Source organism: Aquimarina celericrescens (genome assembly GCF_042682765.1).
Lineage (GTDB): Bacteria > Bacteroidota > Bacteroidia > Flavobacteriales > Flavobacteriaceae > Aquimarina > Aquimarina celericrescens.
In genome coordinates, this window is sequence record NZ_JBHUHY010000017.1 from 226,687 (window position 1) to 246,355 (window position 19,669).

The 19,669-nt window shown below is 34.0% G+C and carries 15 protein-coding genes; 7 read left to right on the top strand and 8 right to left on the bottom strand.

Annotated elements, in window-relative coordinates:
• The first annotated feature begins 3 nt into the window (after positions 1-3).
• From ACFSJT_RS17710 to mazG, 7 genes are all read left to right on the top strand, one after another.
• Entirely contained in the window at positions 4-426 is a 423-nt protein-coding gene (locus tag ACFSJT_RS17710; RefSeq protein WP_378321672.1) for a DUF5606 family protein, read from the top strand.
• Positions 427-635: 209 nt separating this feature from the next.
• On the top strand, positions 636-2,279 hold the full coding sequence (locus ACFSJT_RS17715) for a CTP synthase (protein WP_378321673.1): 1,644 nt from the start codon (positions 636-638) through the stop codon (positions 2,277-2,279).
• 87 nt (positions 2,280-2,366) lie between these two features.
• Positions 2,367-4,256 carry a membrane protein insertase YidC gene (yidC, locus tag ACFSJT_RS17720; RefSeq protein ID WP_378321674.1) on the top strand — a complete coding sequence of 630 codons (1,890 nt, stop codon included), beginning with the start codon at positions 2,367-2,369 and terminating at the stop codon, positions 4,254-4,256.
• 337 nt (positions 4,257-4,593) lie between these two features.
• Positions 4,594-5,280, top strand: a complete 687-nt coding sequence (locus ACFSJT_RS17725) for a toxin-antitoxin system YwqK family antitoxin (protein ID WP_378321675.1) — start codon at positions 4,594-4,596, stop codon at positions 5,278-5,280.
• A 109-nt stretch (positions 5,281-5,389) separates the two neighbouring features.
• Positions 5,390-6,577, top strand: a complete 1,188-nt coding sequence (mnmA, locus tag ACFSJT_RS17730) for a tRNA 2-thiouridine(34) synthase MnmA (RefSeq protein ID WP_378321676.1) — start codon at positions 5,390-5,392, stop codon at positions 6,575-6,577.
• A 52-nt stretch (positions 6,578-6,629) separates the two neighbouring features.
• On the top strand, positions 6,630-7,574 hold the full coding sequence (locus ACFSJT_RS17735; RefSeq protein WP_378321677.1) for an NAD(P)H-dependent flavin oxidoreductase: 945 nt from the start codon (positions 6,630-6,632) through the stop codon (positions 7,572-7,574).
• Between the two features lie 9 nt (positions 7,575-7,583).
• Positions 7,584-8,360, top strand: a complete 777-nt coding sequence (gene mazG / locus ACFSJT_RS17740; protein WP_378321678.1) for a nucleoside triphosphate pyrophosphohydrolase — start codon at positions 7,584-7,586, stop codon at positions 8,358-8,360.
• Positions 8,361-8,846: 486 nt separating this feature from the next.
• Here the strand turns inward: mazG and ACFSJT_RS17745 are convergent, their stop codons facing one another.
• The 8 genes from ACFSJT_RS17745 to ACFSJT_RS17780 all read right to left on the bottom strand — a co-directional run bounded on the left by ACFSJT_RS17745 (position 8,847) and on the right by ACFSJT_RS17780 (position 19,601).
• Complete coding sequence (locus ACFSJT_RS17745) at positions 8,847-9,473, bottom strand: class I SAM-dependent methyltransferase (RefSeq protein WP_378321679.1); 627 nt, start codon at positions 9,471-9,473, stop codon at positions 8,847-8,849.
• A 6-nt stretch (positions 9,474-9,479) separates the two neighbouring features.
• Positions 9,480-11,801 carry a DUF349 domain-containing protein gene (locus tag ACFSJT_RS17750; RefSeq protein ID WP_378321680.1) on the bottom strand — a complete coding sequence of 774 codons (2,322 nt, stop codon included), beginning with the start codon at positions 11,799-11,801 and terminating at the stop codon, positions 9,480-9,482.
• Positions 11,802-11,941: 140 nt separating this feature from the next.
• Positions 11,942-12,673: a shikimate dehydrogenase family protein gene (locus ACFSJT_RS17755; RefSeq protein ID WP_378321681.1), complete on the bottom strand. Its 732-nt coding sequence runs from the start codon at positions 12,671-12,673 to the stop codon at positions 11,942-11,944.
• A complete protein-coding gene (locus ACFSJT_RS17760; protein ID WP_378321700.1) occupies positions 12,670-13,695 on the bottom strand; it encodes a DUF368 domain-containing protein in 1,026 nt (341 codons plus the stop codon). Before ACFSJT_RS17760 ends, ACFSJT_RS17755 begins: the two co-directional genes overlap by 4 nt.
• A 6-nt stretch (positions 13,696-13,701) precedes the next feature.
• Positions 13,702-14,667 (bottom strand): DUF368 domain-containing protein, encoded by a 966-nt coding sequence (locus ACFSJT_RS17765; protein ID WP_378321682.1) that lies wholly within the window; start codon positions 14,665-14,667, stop codon positions 13,702-13,704.
• A gap of 81 nt (positions 14,668-14,748) precedes the next feature.
• On the bottom strand, positions 14,749-16,143 hold the full coding sequence (locus ACFSJT_RS17770) for a tetratricopeptide repeat protein (protein WP_378321683.1): 1,395 nt from the start codon (positions 16,141-16,143) through the stop codon (positions 14,749-14,751).
• Between the two features lie 323 nt (positions 16,144-16,466).
• Complete coding sequence (locus ACFSJT_RS17775; RefSeq protein ID WP_378321684.1) at positions 16,467-17,663, bottom strand: aspartate aminotransferase family protein; 1,197 nt, start codon at positions 17,661-17,663, stop codon at positions 16,467-16,469.
• 63 nt (positions 17,664-17,726) lie between these two features.
• Positions 17,727-19,601, bottom strand: coding sequence for an OstA-like protein (locus ACFSJT_RS17780; RefSeq protein WP_378321685.1), 1,875 nt, complete (start codon positions 19,599-19,601; stop codon positions 17,727-17,729).
• Positions 19,602-19,669: the final 68 nt, after the last annotated feature.

Sequence of the window (19,669 nt, forward strand, 5' to 3'; positions counted from 1 at the left end):
TTTATGAGCTTAGATAAAATATTAGCGATTTCTGGAAAACCAGGTTTATTCGAATTAAAATCTCAAACGCGTAGCGGTTTTTTAGCAGAATCCCTACTGGATGAAAAAAAAATATCAGTAAGCATACGACACAATGTAAGTGTTCTCAGCGAAATTGCTATCTATACGTTAACTGAAGAAGTGCCCTTACGAGAGATTTTTAGAAAAATTCAAGAGAAAGAAAGTGGTGGGCAAGCGATTAGCCATAAAGAGTCTAAAGATAAACTCGAAGCATATTTTAGCGAAGTGCTTCCCGATTATGATGAAGACAGAGTATATGCTAGTGATATGAAAAAAGTGATTCAGTGGTATAATATTCTTCAGTCAAAAGGAATGACAGATTTTTCAGATCCCGAAGGAAGCGATAATTCTTCCGAAGAAGAATAAAACTTTCTTTAACTATAAAAGAATGCATCCTGTCTAACAGACAGGATTTTATTTTTATATAAATTTTGTATTTGATTATCAGTTTTTTAGGTTGTTGAAGGAATATGAATAAGTTCTACGAATATTGCTTAATTTTCGAGGTATCGTTTCGGGACTTCTTTGTATTTTTGCGCAGAATTAAAACATAACAAACAAATAGTTAAGTTTACATGGCTAATACCAAATATGTTTTTGTGACAGGAGGTGTTTCCTCTTCATTAGGAAAGGGGATCATAGCAGCTTCTCTAGCAAAACTATTACAAGCGAGAGGATACAGGGTTACAATTCAAAAATTGGATCCTTACATAAATGTCGATCCTGGAACCCTAAACCCTTACGAGCATGGTGAATGCTATGTAACGGATGATGGAGCAGAAACAGATCTGGATTTGGGGCATTATGAGCGATTTCTGAATACCCCTACTTCTCAGGCAAATAATGTAACCACTGGTCGAATTTATCAAAGTGTTATAGAAAAAGAGAGACGAGGCGAATTTTTAGGGAAAACCGTACAAGTAGTCCCTCATATTACTAATGAGATTAAAGAAAGAATCCAGATCCTAGGCAAAAGTGGCGAGTATGATATTGTCATTACAGAAATAGGAGGAACAGTAGGTGATATAGAATCACTACCATATATAGAAGCTGTTCGTCAACTTAAATGGGAACTGGGAGATACTAATGCTTTGGTGATTCACTTAACATTAATTCCATACCTTTCGGCAGCTGGTGAGCTAAAAACAAAACCAACACAACACAGTGTCAAGACATTGATGGAGAGTGGTATTAAGGCTGATGTATTGGTATGTAGAACCGAGCATGAATTATCAGATGATTTGCGCAGAAAACTGGCGTTGTTTTGTAATGTTAAACAGGAAGCGGTCATCGAATCTATTGATGCTTCAACCATATATGATGTTCCTAATTTGATGCTAGAAGAGGGGCTGGATACCGTTGTACTAAAGCAATTGGTATTACGACATGACGATACCCCAAATCTGGAAAAATGGAATATGTTTTTGGAAAGACATAAGAATCCGAAGTATGAAGTGACTATCGGATTGGTAGGTAAATATGTAGAATTACAAGATTCGTATAAATCAATACTTGAGGCGTTTATTCACGCAGGAGCAGAAAATGAAGTAAAAGTTAATGTAGTAAGTATACATTCAGAATATATTGATGATGACACTATTAACAAGAAAATAGCTCATTTAGACGGAATTCTGGTAGCTCCAGGATTCGGAGAGCGCGGTATCGAAGGAAAAATAAAAGCAGTGCAATTTGCCAGAGAGCATAAATTACCATTCTTTGGAATATGCCTGGGGATGCAAATGGCTGTGATCGAATATTCTCGCAATATACTGGGACTAAAAGATGCGTGTTCTGCAGAGGTAGATGAAAAAACTCCTCATCCAGTTATTGACTTAATGGAAGAACAAAAGAGTGTTACAGACATGGGTGGAACCATGCGTTTAGGAGCCTGGGATTGTGAACTAGTAGAAAACAGTAAAGTTTTTGAAGCATATAAAGAAAAATTAATATCAGAACGTCATCGTCATCGATACGAGTATAATAATAATTACAAAGAGCAGCTAGAGAATGCCGGACTCAAAACAACAGGTATAAATCCTAGAACTGGTTTGGTAGAAATTATCGAAATACCTGATCATCCTTGGTTTGTGGGGGTGCAATACCATCCCGAATATAAAAGTACAGTGGCTAATCCACATCCTTTATTTATTGCCTTTGTAAAAGCTGCTGTTACCTATTCAAAAAGTAACAAAAGTGCCAAAGTGTCACAGGGGTTGTAATTGGCGAGATAATTGACAACAAAAAGTAATATATAATTCTAAAAGCCTTTCTGAGCCATCAGATAAAGGCTTTTTACACTTAAATAAATGGAAGAAAAGAAATTTGACCTTAATTCGATAATAGGATTTGCACTTATTTTTGGGATCGTAGCCTTCATGTTTTATCAAAATCAACCTACTCCCGAAGAAATTGAGGCCCAGAAAAAAGCTAAACAAGAACAAGTAGCAGCAGAGAAAAAAGGGGAAAGTGTTGATACTACAGATTTTGTATCAAAAAGTGAAGCTATCGTAGCCAGCCCTCAAGATTCTGTAGCTCTGGCAGGAGCAAAATCTCAATTAGGCGCTTTTGCATATTCTGCTAGTTTACCTTCTGCCAAAGAAGCGGTTACCAAAATAGAAAATGAGGTTTTAAGCTTGAAAGTAAGTAATAGGGGAGGATATATTTCTGAAGCCTTATTAAAAAATTTCAAGACCTATGACTCTGTTCCGCTATACCTCATCAAGGATGGAAAAAATGCCTCTTTCAATATCAACTTTGGTACTACAGATAATAGAATTTTGAATACAAAAGATCTGTTTTTTGAGCCGACAGTTACAAAAAAAGGTGAAAACACAATTCTGTCGATGAAGCTAAAAGTTTCAAATACAAAATTTTTAGAGTATCGATATGAATTAAAACCTAATGATTACATGGTAGATTTTACCATCAGATCTCAAGGATTACAGCAAGTAATTAATAGTAGTCAAACGGTTAACCTGGATTGGAAATTACAGGCTATAAGACATGCAAAAAGTGCCTCATATGAGAACAGATATACCGAAGTCCTTTATGAGTATGATGGTGATAAAGATGATTATCTTGGGCAAGGCGAATTTGCAGATGATGATGAGCAAAATGTGAGCTGGATCGCCTTCAAACAACATTTCTTTACTTCAATATTATTAACAGACACACCATTTAAAACAGCAGCGTTTACTTCTAAAAATATAGCCAACTCTAGTGATCTTGATGATAAAGATATTAAGGTAACCAAGGAATTCTCGGCTACTATGCCGTTAGAATTACAAGGGGGTGAGCTTAACTATGTTATGGACTGGTATTACGGGCCAACAGATTATAAAATTCTGAACGACTATAAGAGAAATTTAGATGAGGTTGTGCCCTTAGGATGGGGGATTTTTGGAGTGATCAATAAGTACTTGTTTATTCCCTTTTTTAGTTTTCTAAGTGGTTTCCTTCCTTATGGTATTTCGATAATAGTAATGACCATCATTGTACGTATTATTTTATCTCCTGTGACTTATAAATCATATCTGTCTCAGGCCAAAATGAAGGTATTACGTCCAGAGATTACCGAGATCAATGAAAAACATAAGGATAACGCCATGAAAAAGCAACAGGAAACTATGGCGCTGTACGGTAAAGCCGGAGTAAATCCTATGAGTGGTTGTTTACCGGCATTGATGCAAATTCCTGTATTCTATGCATTATTCAATTTCTTTCCAAGTGCATTCGAGTTGCGACAAAAAAGTTTCTTATGGGCAGACGATCTTTCAAGCTACGATACCATAGCGCAATTACCATTTGATATTCCATTTTATGGGGATCACATAAGTTTATTTCCAATATTAGCATCTGTCGCAATTTTTATCTACATGACAATGACTACTGGGCAAACGATGCAAACACAGCAACCGGGAATGCCTAATATGAAATTTATCATGTATTTATCTCCGGTAATGATGTTATTTTTCTTTAATAACTATGCCAGTGGATTGTCTTTATATTACTTTATTTCTAACTTAATTACTATAGGAATCATGTTGGTGATTAAAAATGTAATTATTGATGAAGATAAAATTCATGCAAAAATTCAGGAAAATAAAAAGAAACCTAAAAAGCAAGGTAAGTTCCAAAAGAAAATGAAAGAACTTATGGAGCAAGCAGAACAGCAAAAGAAAACTAAAAAAAGATAGTTTTGAATAGTATTACATACTGGATTTGAATGTCCGTAATGAATTATGCTGTCCACGTCATTCTGAACTTTTATACTCAGCTTGTCGAAGTATTGATTCAGGATCTCATGTATAAAAGGTTATTACAGAGTATAGTGAGATGCTAAAATAAAGTCAGCATGACAGAATAAAACTTTATATGATATAAAACGGATAATCAAAAACGGTATCAACATTTTGAAAGCTCCTTATTTTGGAGCTTTTTTGTTTTAAATTAGTTTTGTTATTTTGTTTTCAGATTATTGGTATACTTTTTGACAACTAAATTCGTTGAAGTAATGCCCCAAATAGTGTAATTATGCGAAGTACATTTTTGTTTTGCGTTTTAGGAGTAATAAGTTTCTCTCTTCTCGGTCAAGAATATAATACATATGATGCCAACGGGAAGCGACACGGTAAATGGCAAAAAAGATACGAAAATAGTGATCAGCTTCGATATGAGGGAACTTTTGATCATGGAAAAGAAATAGGAGAATTTAAATTTTATAAACCTAGTGGGGGTAATACTCCTACAGCCATTAAAATCTTCTCAAAAGATAGCGATACAGTACAAATAAAGTATTTTACTGCTAAAGGAAAAATAATAAGTAAGGGGCAGATGATAAATAAGGATAGAATAGGAGTTTGGACCTACTATCATAATGGATCTGACAAGATTATGATGACCGAGCACTACAAATCTGGAAAATTAAACGGAGAACAACTTACTTATTTTGAAAATGGACAGTTAACTGAGAAAACCATCTATGTTGATGGTAAAAGACAAGGTAAAAGAACTATGTATTCTGAAAAAGGAGTTGTACTTAAGGAGTTTACATACGAAAATGATCAATTGCATGGTATGACCAAATATTATGATACCCAAGGAGAATTAATCATTGAAGGGAACTATAAAAGAGATCGTAAAGATGGTATTTGGAAATACTACGAAAACGGAAAACTATCTGAACAGAAACTGTTTCCATTGCAAAAAAGCGGATCTTAGTATCGTTTTATAAAATGCCAATATGATAAAACCCTATAGCAATGCGTAAGCATTGCTTTTTTTATTTACTATTTTTGCAAAGAAATTAGAACAGAGAATAGATTTTGTAATGAAGAGAGTTATTGTAGGATTATCGGGTGGAGTAGACTCAAGCGTAGCCGCATATTTGCTAAAAGAGCAAGGGTATGAGGTTATTGGTCTGTTTATGAAAAACTGGCATGATGATTCGGTAACTATTTCAGATGAATGCCCTTGGCTAGATGACAGCAATGATGCACTATTAGTTGCAGAAAAACTAGGTATTCCATTTCAAACGGTAGATCTTAGTGAGCAGTACAAAGAAAGGATTGTTGATTATATGTTTAATGAATATGAAAAAGGCCGTACACCTAATCCGGATGTATTATGTAATCGTGAAATCAAGTTCGATGTATTTCTGAAGATAGCCTTGTCTTTAGGAGCTGATTATGTAGCTACTGGTCACTATTGTAGAAAAGATACTATAGTAAAAGATGGTAAGGAAATACATCGTTTATTAGCAGGAAAAGATGCAAACAAAGATCAGTCTTACTTTTTGTGTCAGCTATCTCAAGAACAATTGTCAAAAACTTTATTTCCGGTAGGAGAATTGTTAAAACCTGAGGTTAGGGAGATAGCGGCAGCTCAAGATCTTGTTACCGCAGATAAAAAAGACTCTCAAGGGTTATGTTTTATAGGGAAAGTACGCTTGCCAGAGTTTCTTCAGCAGAAATTACAACCAAAACAAGGCGACATTATTGAAATACCCTCTTCTGAAGGTAAGTATTTGCGTAAACAATCAGAGTTTACATCCAAAAAAGAAGAACTTGAATTTCTTTCGGCAAAATATCGATATAATAGTAATGAAGGAAAAGTTGTAGGAAAACATCAAGGAGCTCATTATTACACTAAGGGACAACGTAAAGGATTAGCGGTTGGAGGTACCCCAGAGCCACTTTTTGTGATAGAAACCGATGTAGAAACGAATACAATTTATACAGGACAGGGTAAAAATCACCCTGGTTTGTATAGAAAGGCCTTATTTATTTCTAATGACGAACTTCATTGGGTTAGAGAAGATCTTAAACTTAAGGTAGATGAAGAACTTGAGGTAATGGCACGAATTAGATACAGACAACCTTTAGACAAAGCTACATTATATATGGTAGATTCTGGAATGTATGTAGTATTCAAAAATAAACAAAGTGCTATCACAGAAGGACAATTTGTTGCATGGTATATTAATGATGAGTTAGTAGGGTCGGGTGTAATTTCGTAACTTGTTATCCATAAAATAATAATATTCACTTCTTAAAGATTTTTCTCGATTAATGAATGAAATTAAAGAACTATTCAATATCCAATATCCAATTATTCAGGGTGGAATGATATGGGCTAGCGGCTGGAGATTGGCAAGTGCTGTTAGTAATGCAGGAGGATTAGGACTTATTGGTTCAGGCTCTATGTATCCAGATGTTTTAAGAGAGCATATACAAAAATGTAAAAAGGCTACGAATAAGCCGTTTGGTATAAATATACCCATGTTATATCCTAATCTAGAAGAGATTATACAAATTATTATAGAAGAAGGAGTTAAAATTGTGTTTACTTCGGCTGGAAATCCCAAAACATTTACAAAATATCTAAAAGATCATGGTATTACTGTTGTACATGTAGTTAGTAGCTTAAAATTTGCTTTAAAAGCACAAGATGCTGGAGTTGATGCGGTAGTTGCTGAAGGTTTTGAGGCTGGCGGTCATAATGGTAGAGATGAAACTACAACGCTTACTCTTATCCCTATGGTAAAAGAGAAAATACGTATTCCATTAATAGCTGCTGGTGGTATTGCAACGGGTTCAGCAATGTATGCTGTCATGGCTTTAGGAGCAGATGGTGTTCAAGTAGGAAGTCGCTTTGTTGCAAGCCATGAGGCTTCATCACATATAAATTTCAAGAAGATGGTAGTAAATGCGAAAGAAGGGGATACACATCTTACGCTAAAGGAGCTTGCTCCAGTACGTATGCTTAAGAATAAATTTTATAACGATGTGATGCAACTCTATGCCAAGGGACCTTCAGTAGATGAATTGAAAGCATTGTTAGGAAGGGCAAGAGCAAAACGTGGTATGTTTGAAGGGGATCTGGAAGAAGGAGAATTAGAAATTGGTCAGGTGTCAGGATTAATTCACGATATCAAGCCTGCGGCAGTGATCATAGAGGATATGATCAAAGAATTTAATGAAGCTAAAAGAAAAATGGAGCAAGTTTCTATATAACGTTATACTATGAACTCAAGAGAGGACCAGTTAAAGGCTTTTGATAGATTATTGACCATTATGAACGAGTTGCGTGAACAATGCCCATGGGATAAAAAACAAACGCTACAATCGCTACGGCATTTAACCATAGAAGAAACGTATGAGCTGGGTGATGCTATTCTTGATAATGATCTCAATGAGGTAAAAAAAGAGCTTGGAGATTTATTATTACATATTGTTTTTTACGCTAGAATTGGTAGTGAAACTAACGATTTTGATATTGCTGATGTTGCTAATGAAATTTGTGAGAAACTCATCAATAGACATCCTCATATTTATGGAGATGTTCATGTCAATAATGAAGAAGATGTAAAGCGTAATTGGGAAAACTTGAAACTAAAAGAAGGAAAGAAAAGTGTTCTAGAAGGAGTGCCTAAATCGTTACCAGCCTTGGTAAAAGCTAGCAGAATACAAGACAAAGTTGCGGGAGTAGGTTTTGATTGGGAAGAACCTTATCAGGTATTTGATAAGCTTAAAGAAGAGTTGGAAGAATTACAGCACGAAATTAATATGAATAACCGGGAAAAAATTGAATCAGAGTTCGGAGATGTACTGTTTTCTATGATCAATTATGCAAGGTTTCTTAATGTTAATCCAGAAGATGCCTTAGAACGTACTAATAAAAAATTTATACAACGCTTTCAGTACTTAGAAAGAAAAGCTAAAGAAAAAAACAAAAGTCTAAAAGATATGACACTTGCAGAAATGGATATTTTTTGGGAAGAGGCTAAAGGATTACAGTAATTTTGAAGGATTATTTATACCTTTTTAAAGCCATCCTGATGTTTTCAGATCAAGGTAGCTTTAAAAAAGGTGTAGTAGCTTTTGTTTGTTAATTCTCAGTTCCATCACAATATATTTTGCACACATACGGTCTCACAGACGTTGCACTTGGTCCAGGACAACCTCCATTGTGTAGAGTGTTCCCAAATCCACCTTTAATATTGTGAGAGATTGTTGAAAGATTAGAAATTATATTTTTTTCCAGCTTCAAATTTTTAAGACTTCTTTTTTTCATAATAAGTTGGTTTTACGAATTATTAATATTTTTAAGATAGACATTAAAAGAGTTAAAAGGTCTTAAAAGCGTTAGATTTAACTTCAAAATAACAGTACTTTAGGAAATTATTTTAGTATTCAAAATTAAGAGTATAACAAATAAAATTTTGAAGATAAAGTACATTCTATACATTCTAGATCGAGAATATATCTTTTTAATTAGTTAACGGATTAGTTTCCAAAAATAATCAGGTCCTCTCTGATCTCTAATAGTTTAAACTTGAATCTATTTTTTATCCAAAGCAGGGTGTCTTTGGTATAAAAGAAGACATGAGTAGGATCATTTTTATACCACCAGGACCTAAAATCGATGTTTTTATTATATAAACTAGTTTTGCAGTATAGTTTTCCTCCTGGATTTAATAATGAAAATAAAAGTGAGAATTCCCTTGAGGGATTATAAAAATGTTCCATTACTTCGCAGCAAACTATGTAATCATATTTATTCTCTAAAGTCGAGTTGTTTGGATCAAAAAAGGGGTCATACGTGATAATATTGTATCCTTTTTCTGTAAGTAACGAAGTAATCACTGGGCCGCTTCCAGATCCAAAATCCAGGCCAGTATGATTCGCATTATATTCTTTAGAAATAGATTGAACTATAGGCGACACAAAATTTTGATAACCGATATCATGTATGTCATTTTGGTGCAATAGATATCGTTCTTTTTCTTCCTCGGGAGATAGATAATGTAACGGATGTAGTAAGATTGCTTTGCACTTTGTACAACTGAAAAACTTCCGTTCTTCAATATGAACGAATAGCATGGTTTTCGAATCACACAAAGAGCATTGCATTTACAACTAGAGCTGTTTAATCTTAACCAATTTGGCTTTCCAAACCTCTAAGGTTTCTTTATGCTTTTGTATATTCTTTTGTACTTCTTTTACCAAAGGATTATCATCTTTGGTATTTTTGAAGAACTGAAGGTTGTTTTCTAATTGACGAATTTCTCCTTTTACTTCATCGATCTTTTTTCGAATAAAATTCTGCTCATTCCTTAGAGCGCGGTCATCAGTTTGGTTAGATAACGTATTCAACTTATTGTCGTATTTGATAAGTTCTGTTTCTTTACGACTTAAATTAAGTTGTTTAAAAAGATTATCTAAAACCTTATTGTATTCAGATTCAATATTTTTCTTTTTGTAAGGAACTCTGCCTAGAGTTTTCCAGACTGCTATATTATCTTTTATCGTTTTTAGGTCTGTTTCAGAGTCTCCAGAGAGTTTCAAATCTTTAAGAGATTGAATATGAGTCTGTTTTTTTTCTAGCGAAGCAATTTCTTCTTTATTTGCCTCGTTTCGATCTGCGTGCAGACGATCAAAATATGAGTTACAGGCATCTTTAAATCTTTTCCAAATTCTATCACTATCTTTTCGGGGAACATGACCAATTTTTTTCCAATCTGCCTGGATTTTTTTCATCAAAGGTGTGGTAACCGAAAAATCATCACTGTCCTTATTATCTTCAGCAATTTTGATCAGTTCCATCTTTTTATTTAGATTATCAAACTGCTCTTTTTTAAGTCCTTTATAAAAGGCATTTTTATTTCGATTAAAATCTCTAACGGCAGTTTTAAACTCACTCCAGGTTTGTTCGTTTACATGAGAAGGAACCTTACCAGCTTTAAAAAATTCTTCTCGCAACGCCTCTATTTCTTTGATTTTTTGTTGCCAACCACTGTGATTACTGGGATGGCTTGAGCTTACTTCAACTATTTTCTTAATAATCTCTTTCTTGACTTCGAGATTCACTTCATGAACCTTATCTAATTCTTTAAAATGTTGTTGACGATTTTCATGAATTTGTCTAGTTAAAGAACTAAACTTTTCCCAAATGGGTTCTCTATATTCTTTACCTACAGGTCCCAAATCTTCTTTCCACATTTTGTGAAGTAACTGTAACTCTCTGAAAGCTCGGTTCACATCAGTTTCTTGCGCCAGTTCTGTAGCACGTTCAATAATTTTAAGTTTTTGCTCAAGATTGTGTTTAAAATCCAGATCCCTGAATTCTCTATTGAGGTGAAGGAAATCATAGAAATTTTCGGTATGGTGGTGATAGGTATTCCATACAGTATTATACTTATCCCTTGGTATGGGACCAGCATTACGCCACCGTTCCTGTATATTTTTGAAATGATTGTAGGTGCTGTTGATACTTTCATCTACATTTAGTAGACCTTTAAGCTCATCAATTAACTCTAATCTTTTTCTTAGGTTTTCCTGAAGATCTTTCTTAAGATTTTGATAATAGGCGTTTCGCTTTTCTTTATAATCAAAATAAACCGAATTAAACTCTTTTTTTATAGGAGTAGAATAGTAGAAATCGATGATGTCCCCTCCGTCAGCTAAAAACTCTTCCTTTTTCTGTTCTACTTCCTCATTGAATTTTTCATTAAACTCACTCCTGATTTCTTCAACATGTTCTTTAATTGCCTGAACTTTTTCATTTTTAACCAATTCACGAAGTTCTTTGATCAATTCTTCCTTGCTCATTGCATGATAATCTTTTTTCTCGATATCATGACGTTCCAGTTTACTTTCATCCTCACTGTCATCGGCTACTGCTTCATCCATTTGATTTTGTACATGATGATTCTCAGAAGCTTCTTTTGCTCCTAACACTTCTTCAGTATTATCCTTTAAACTTTCTTCTGCAGGAGTAGCCTCTTTCTCAGTATCAGAAGCTTCTTTGTTCTTCATTTCAGTTTCTGCACTATTAGGGCTCTGGGAAGTAGATTCTATATTTTCTTCTGTTTCTGCGATCATTGCAGCTTCTAAATCATTATCTGGCGCATCCCCGTTCTTAGAATTGGGTGTTATATTATTTGAAGAATTTTGATCGATAGATTCTGTATTTTCTTCTGCTTCTTCAATTATTGCAACTTCTAAATCATTCTTAGAAACTTCACTGTTTCCACTTTCAGGCTCTTGATCAGATTCTACATTTTCTTCTGTCACAGATTTAGTAATCTCCATTTCAGAAGATTTGTTATCTTTCTCCTCAGATTCTGTTGAATTTTCTTCTTGATCTGTTATAATAGAATTTTCAGAATTATTTTCTAGTGTTTCTATCTTACTTTTTTCATTTCCATCTGCCTTAGGCAGGTTATCACGTGTGGACATTGTGTGAACGTTTTTGTTTGTCTAAGCTTAATCTATTACTAAGATACTAACATATTAGAAAACCTCAAAGTTATTGGAGGGTTTTAAGAATGCCTGGAAAAAGGGAAAGTAAGAATTTTATGACAAAACCATTATAAACGCTATGTGTTCCAGATTTCCCAGGCCTTTTCTGCTTGTAAAATTAACATTTGTAATCCGTTAGAGGTTCTAGCTCCTTGTTTTTGGCCTTTTTTCATAAAAGTGGTTTGATCAGGATTGTAGATCAAATCATATAGCACATGATTTTCAGTAAGATGTTCATAGGGAATATCGGGGTAATCATCAATATTAGGATGTGTTCCTAACGGAGTACAATTAATAATCAATTTGTGGGATCGAATAATGTCTTCGTTTAAGTCATTGTAACCCATCTCATTAAATTCAGGGTTTCTGGAAACAAAAGTATATGATATTCCTAGTTTTTGTAACGCATAACCAATAGCTTTTGAAGCTCCTCCAGTACCTAGTATTAATGCTTTTTTGATGGTTTTGCTTAGAAGAGGTTTTAATGATTCTATAAATCCGTAATAATCACTATTATAGCCAGTTAAGCTTTGATCTTTTTCAATTTTTATAACGTTAACAGCTCCTATTTTTTTAGCAATAGGGTCCAAATTATCTAAATATGGAATTACCGCTTCTTTATAGGGTATGGTAACATTTAATCCTCTTATATTTGAATTGTTGATTACCTGTTTAAGTTCTTCAATTTCGGTCAGGTCAAAGTTACTATATTCACAATTAGAGTTTTCTCTATTAAATTTCTCAGAAAAATATCCCTTAGAAAAAGAATAGCTTATATTCCTACCAAGCAAGCCATATATTTTTTTCATTTCGTAGATTTGAGAGTTTTTTTACCGTACCATTCTAGCCATAAAACAATACCAATACCTACTATAATGAAAAAAATACCCATATACGTTTCTAGCGCCATTATATTTGGAAAATACCGATCATAATTATCTAATATTGGGTCTCCCAATGCATCAATTAGTATATTACCCGATGCATCTGTTTTATAGATTTTATGTTTCCATGGCCAAACTACGCCTAGTGAACCTGTTATAAATCCTATTATTGAGGCAAAAGCAGCTGTTTTATATCTTTTAAGTACATAACCCAAGAAGTGAGACAAGGTAACTAAGCCTGTTAATGAACCAAGACTAAAAACAACAAGTACCTTTAGTAAACGCATTCTTTGTTGATTTTCTATAAATGAAAGATCCCACCTAACAAGATCAGCTATCGTATCATATAAAGCATTTACAGAATCAACTAGTAAGAGCACGTAATTGCCTAATAAAATCAAAATAAAAGAACCGGAAAGGCCTGGTAAAGTCATACCTGATACACCTATGATACCACATATAAAAACAAACCATAGATTGTCATTTTCTCTTGCAGGATCTAATAAACTGATACTTACCCCCGCCACAATACTAATGATTATAAGGCAAATATTTCTTCTACTCCAGTCATTAAAATCTTTCACAATGTAATAGATAGAACCCATTATCATTCCAAAAAAAGAAGCCCAAACATAGAGTTCATAGTGCATGATAAGGTAATCCAAAATCTTCGAAACACTAAAGTAACTGATCAACATCCCTAAGATCAATAATCCTAGAAATTTACCATTAATATATCGCCAGAAACTTTTAAATCTAAAATTAATAAAAAGCTTAAATGCTTTAAAATTTATTTTCTGAAGTGAATAGATGAATTCTTCATAAAAACCTGCTACAAAGGCAACAACACCTCCAGAAACTCCAGGAACTTTATTGGCTGCACCCATTGCAAGACCTTTGATGACCAAAAAAAGCTTATCAGTAAAAGTTCGGGTACTTTGTTGCATCATACGCTAGTTTCTTTTTTTCACAGCAAGGCGCTCTAAGATAAGAATTAATAGAAAACCTACGGTTATAAAAAGAATAACCCAAATTATCCTTGGATCACCATCAAATTGAGTCGGGAAAATACTTTTTTCCAGAAAAGGAACTTCGAGACCTTCAGCATTAATTCTCCAGGATAATACTTTTTTCCAGGGCCATAATTTATTTAATGATCCGATCATAAATCCAGTGAGAATTGCCAAGGTCATATTTTTATGATTCTTAAACATCCAGTTCAATATTTTAGAGAATAGTTTTAAACCAGTAATAGCCCCGGCGCCAATGATTGCCAATTTGATTAGGGCTTGTGAAAGTAGTTCAAAATTCAGGCTTGTCAGGCCTTCTCTAAGTTGATTTATAATGTCAATGAATGTCTGATATGCTCCCAATATCAGTAAAATAAATGCACCTGAAACTCCTGGCAAAATCATAGCGATAATTGCAATAAAACCACAAAAAAGAAGATACCAATTACTATCGGGAGATGCCAATGGTTCTGCGATAGTTATGAAATAAGAGAGTATAGCGGCTAAAATAATACCAATAAACACTTTTGGCCTCCATACGGTGATTTGTTTAGCTATATACAGGATACTCGCAAGCACCAATCCGAAGAAAAATGCCCAAAGTAATAAGGGTTCATTATGTAGAAACCATTTAATGCCTTTAGCCAGGGATAAAATGCTAATCGCTATTCCGATCAAAAGATAGGATAAGAAAGGGAGATTATAGGCTCTCCACGAATTTAAAAAACCATTTTTCTTCCATGTTGAAAAAAAACCTAAATCCAATTTGTTAATTGTTTCAATTAATTCTTCATAGATACCAGATATGAAAGCTATTGTTCCTCCAGAAACACCAGGAACCACATCAGCAGCTCCCATAGCCAGACCTTTTAAAGAAATAATTAGGTAGTCCTTCAGACTTCTTCGCATATATAATTGTTTTAACAATTTCTAGTCAAAACAAATGTATGCATTTTTGAGTTCAAACATTACAGAAAAAAAAGGTCTTTTTTAGTCTGTTTTATATTCAGAAATAATATTTTTTACCAGAGTAAGATTGAAGACTTTTTCAAAAAGTTCTTCCAAAACTATATGGTACTCATAGTCTAGTTCCAGAGCTTTTCTAATATGATATTCGCCTTTTTCATGATCTTGTCTTTCATAGTGCAGCCCTGCCAATCGATATTGAACCTCAGCATTTTCAGGATAAAATTCTATCGCTTGATACAAGTTTTGTACCGCAGCGTCAGATTCACCAAGAAATCTAAGGATGTCAGAACGATTTAACCAGGTTTCTAATTCGTAGTTTCCTAATTCTAAAGCTTTACGATAACCTCGTTCTGCTTCTTCAAAAAAGGCAAGTTTATTATTTATTTTGGCATAACGTTTCCAATACAAAACATTTTCCCCATCTATATTGATGGCTTTGTTGGTATAGTACAACGCTTTTTGATAGTTACGTTTACGTACATAGTAATCGGTTATGGCAATCCATCCTTTATCTAACAAAGGATCCTCATGTACTGTTTTGGAATAGTGCTGAATAGCCAAATCATCATTACCTAATTTTTCAAAACATTTTCCTATCCGTAATAAAGCAAAAGAAGTGGGATCGTCTAATTCTAAAGTGATTCGATAATTTTCTATCGCCTCATTATAACGTTTCAATTTTTCAAGTACTTTTCCTTTTTCAAGATAGGCTCCTATAAAATATTCGTCACTTATAATAGCAAAGTCAAATGCGGCAAGAGCCTTTTCATATTCTTTTAAATCAAAATATTGTTTACCTACTTGGTGCCAGGCGACTTCGCAATACGGATTTTTGTTTAAAAACATGTTTAGGTACTCGATAGCCTCTTCATGTTGTTCTAAAAAGTCGAAACAATAAATTATGTTGTACAGAGCAGAATAATCCTGATCATCTGCTTCTAGACAACGCATAAAGTTAGTCTTGGCATTCTCAAAATCATCCATAAACAGATACTCCATTCCAATAAGGGAATAGACATCGGCCTCATCATTTGTAAATCCCAGTGCCGTATTTAAAAGCTCAATCGCTTTAAAATGTTCATTTTGCTTAGAGAGAATGTTTGCTTTTTGAATATATATCTCTTCATTTTCAGGCTCTATCGCATGTAATTGAGCCAGAAGCGTATCTGCTTTTTCCAAGCGATCTTCAAAAACAAGTACTTCAACCTGAAGTAGTTTGAGGTTTACCGAAGATGGGTGTTGCGACAGACCAAGAGAGATAGCCTTTTTGGCTTTAGCAATCTTTCCGTTTTCCAGGTAATGATGGATAATAGATTCAAACTCATCTGAATCAAAAAATTTAACATCATTAGATCTCAGCATAGACTCGTATCGAGTGATTGAGAAATTGTTTTCTTCTTCGTGGTTAAATTTCATACACGTTGATTAAATATGCTCAATAAATCAATAAGTAATGTAGCTGCTCTTTCTGCTTTCCCGAACAAGAAAGAAATGTATATACTCCAATACTTTATTTATTTTTTGCATTATTGATTTCCTCAGTATTAAAATTACAAATGAAATTGATCATTTAAACTTCAAGAATCAATTGTTTTTAACAAACTAATTAACAAAATATGTACCATTGTACATATAATGAGCAAGAGTTTTGTAATTAAGGTAAGCTACTTTAGTATACAGGATTTGTGAAAAGAAAAGTTTACCTATTAAAGATACGGTTTTTTTATCAAAATCGTATACTAGAGTTTGTTTTTACGACCTTGAATTTGATCCAAAACATCAAGTATAATATCACACCCTTCCTTTATTTCTTCTATAGAAATAGTCAGAGGCGGAGTAATGCGCACTGCTTTGGGCTCAAATAGTAACCAGAATAATATAAGCCCTTTTTCCTGACATCTCAATACAATTTGATTCGTTATTTCTGCAGCATCTGTAATGATAGCTAGCATTAAACCTAATCCCCTTATTTCTTTAATTAATGGATGTACTAATAGTGACCTGAATAATTTTTCTTTTTCCAAAGTATCTGCCATTAAGTCACTTTCTGTTAGTTCCCGTAATGTTGCCAAAGCGGCAGATGCGATAACTGGATTGCCACCAAAAGTAGTAATATGTCCTAATTTTGGATTGTCTTGAAGCTGATCCATCATTGCTGAAGATGCCGTAAATGCTCCTATAGGCATACCGCCGCCCATTCCTTTTCCCATTACTACAATATCAGGAACGATATTATAATTTTGGAAACCAAATAATTTACCAGTTCTGCCAAATCCTGGCTGGATTTCATCCAGAATCAATAAGGCACCAACTTGATCACAACGTTCCTTTACTTTTTTTAAGTAATCATTTTTAGGTTTAATAAAACCAGCTCCTCCCTGTATCGTCTCTAAAATGACCGCTGCAGTTCTATAAGTAATGTCCTGGAGATACTTTTCTTCATTAAAGCAGATAAAATGCACGTCTGGAATAAGAGGTCGAAATGCTTGTTTACGTTCTTCGTATCCCATAATGCTCATAGATCCCATCGTATTGCCATGATATGCAAGGTTAGCGGCAATAATTTGACTTCTCCCGGTAGCTCTGCGCGCTAGTTTTAACGATCCTTCGATGGCCTCGGTACCAGAATTAGTTAAATATGTTTTTTCTAAGGGGTAGGGAAGGTGAGTTGCCAGAAGTTTTGTGAGCTCAACAGCTGGCTTTTGAATGTATTCTCCATACACCATCACATGCAAATATTTGTCTAATTGTTCTTTTATGGCATTAACAACTCGCGGATGTTGGTGACCTAAGCTACAAGCAGATACACCAGCTACGAAATCTAAGTATTTCTTACCATCTGTATCAAAGATGTAAGAGCCTTTGGCATAAGAAATTTCCATGGCCAATGGGTGTGGTGTTGTTTGTGCTTGGTATTTGAAAAAATCCTGTTTCAAGAATGTGTTTTTGAGTCGAATACAATGTAATTAATCAAAAAAGAAGATAAACTCATAGTTTATTTAATTATTAGATATGCTTTTTGTACTGTCTTGCAGTTTTTTCGCGTATTTTAATGTAGTTACTGTTATACTATCTCGTTGTCTTGCTGTTCGAGTAAGATCGGGATCAATAAATGAAGTCTTTTTTTGATTCTTTTTCTCTTCGGGATCAATTTCTTCTTTTATTTTCTGTTGAATAGGAATAGAATCTAATTGTTCATTGGTTTCCTTAAGTTCGGCATCTTTCAGCTCTTGCTCCAACAGACGTGATCCTTCAGATTTATTTTCTTCCAAACGTTTTATAGTTTCTTCATCGAAGAAATCAGCTTCATCTTTTGGTAAAGGTATCCCTGTTATTTTGATGAGTTTTGGAGGAGACTCTCCTCTAAAAAGATCTGCCTTGCTAGTTATCTTTTCTTCTCCCCGCCAAATAAAACCAGAAAGCTCACGAGCATTTTCTGGAAGATCAATTTCGCGATACAATGTACCATCCACATTTTGATAATAGTAAACATCTTCAATCTCTTGATTACTTAGGAGTAAGCGAATAGAGCTAGAAAGAACCTTATTAATACCAATTAATTTTAGGTCTCCTTCGCTTTCTCGTTGATAAAAAATAGTTTCGGTATTTTTATCAATATCCACCTGATAGATTTCATTATCTCTGAATAGTCCATAAAGACTTTGGCCTTTTACCTGGTTATATCCGGCTTTCAAAGTATCCTCCTGAACAAGAAATGCATTTTGATATACTAAAAGCGAATCTAACTTTTCGGTTTCTTTATTTGAAATGATTTTTATAGTATCACCAGTCATTTGATTCCTCTGTGACCAAACAATGGGTCTGCCTATCATTTTGGTGTATCCAGTAGTTTGATCTACGTTAATAGAATCACTCTTACCGCTCATATTACTTTTATAAATTCTTACGTCATAAAACCCATTCATAATTCTTTTCTCTGGTTTTCCTGTAACCATAAGAGTATCACTATGAATATAGATGGAATCTTTTTCTTGTAACGTAGCGGCCAGTGCTCTTTTGGTAATAAAAACAGAATCTTTGTCTTTAAAAACTTCGGCATAGTGACCTGTAATTACCGAGCTATTAGCTGTATCTAATACTTTAATATTATTGGTTGCCGATGCAAATTGAATAGCGCTATTGTAAAAAATACTATCTCCAAAAACCGTACGGTTGTCATAATCGATTCTTGCATTTTTTATGGCATATCCTGTTTTGACGTTGGTGTCATAAAACCCTCTTTCACAATACAATGTACTTTCTTTACCCTGTACTGTCGAAGGACCATAAAGATAGGCGTGCCCATTTTCAGTAAAATAATCCAGTCGGTCAGAATCTACAGTGTTTTCAGGATTGACAATTTTCACCTTGGTATTAAATGAATATTGTTTTCTATCCATAAAATAACGGCCAATTTTACTAGTTAATGTGTTTGAAGAATCTTTAACAGTTCCCCCACTTCGATAATAGGCCTGTTGTCTTATTCTATCAAAGAATAGCGTATCAGTACGTAAGGTATTGGAAGGGGTTTCCATAAATACATTATCACTTGCATACGCAAATTTTGTATTTCCGTTATACTCTGCATACTTACTAGTCATAGTAAGTGTATCTCCTTGCTTAATGATCACATTACCGAGTGCTTTTACAAATTTATCTTCACCATAATGAATGGCCTGATCACACCAGATTTCTACCCCTTCGTGTTGCATATATACTTGCTTATCTACTTTGGCAAGAATGGTAGCTCCAGGAAATCTGTTTTGATCTTTTATCGTTCGATCAGACTGGACTTTAATTTGTTTTCCTTCCTGTGCAATAGTTATTGTAGAGAAAAGTAAACTTAAAACTATATAGAAAAATGTATTCTTCAAGTATTTTCAAATTTGTATGCAAAATAACGAAAATTGTATCTAATGATTGTAGCCCTTCGCATAAAATA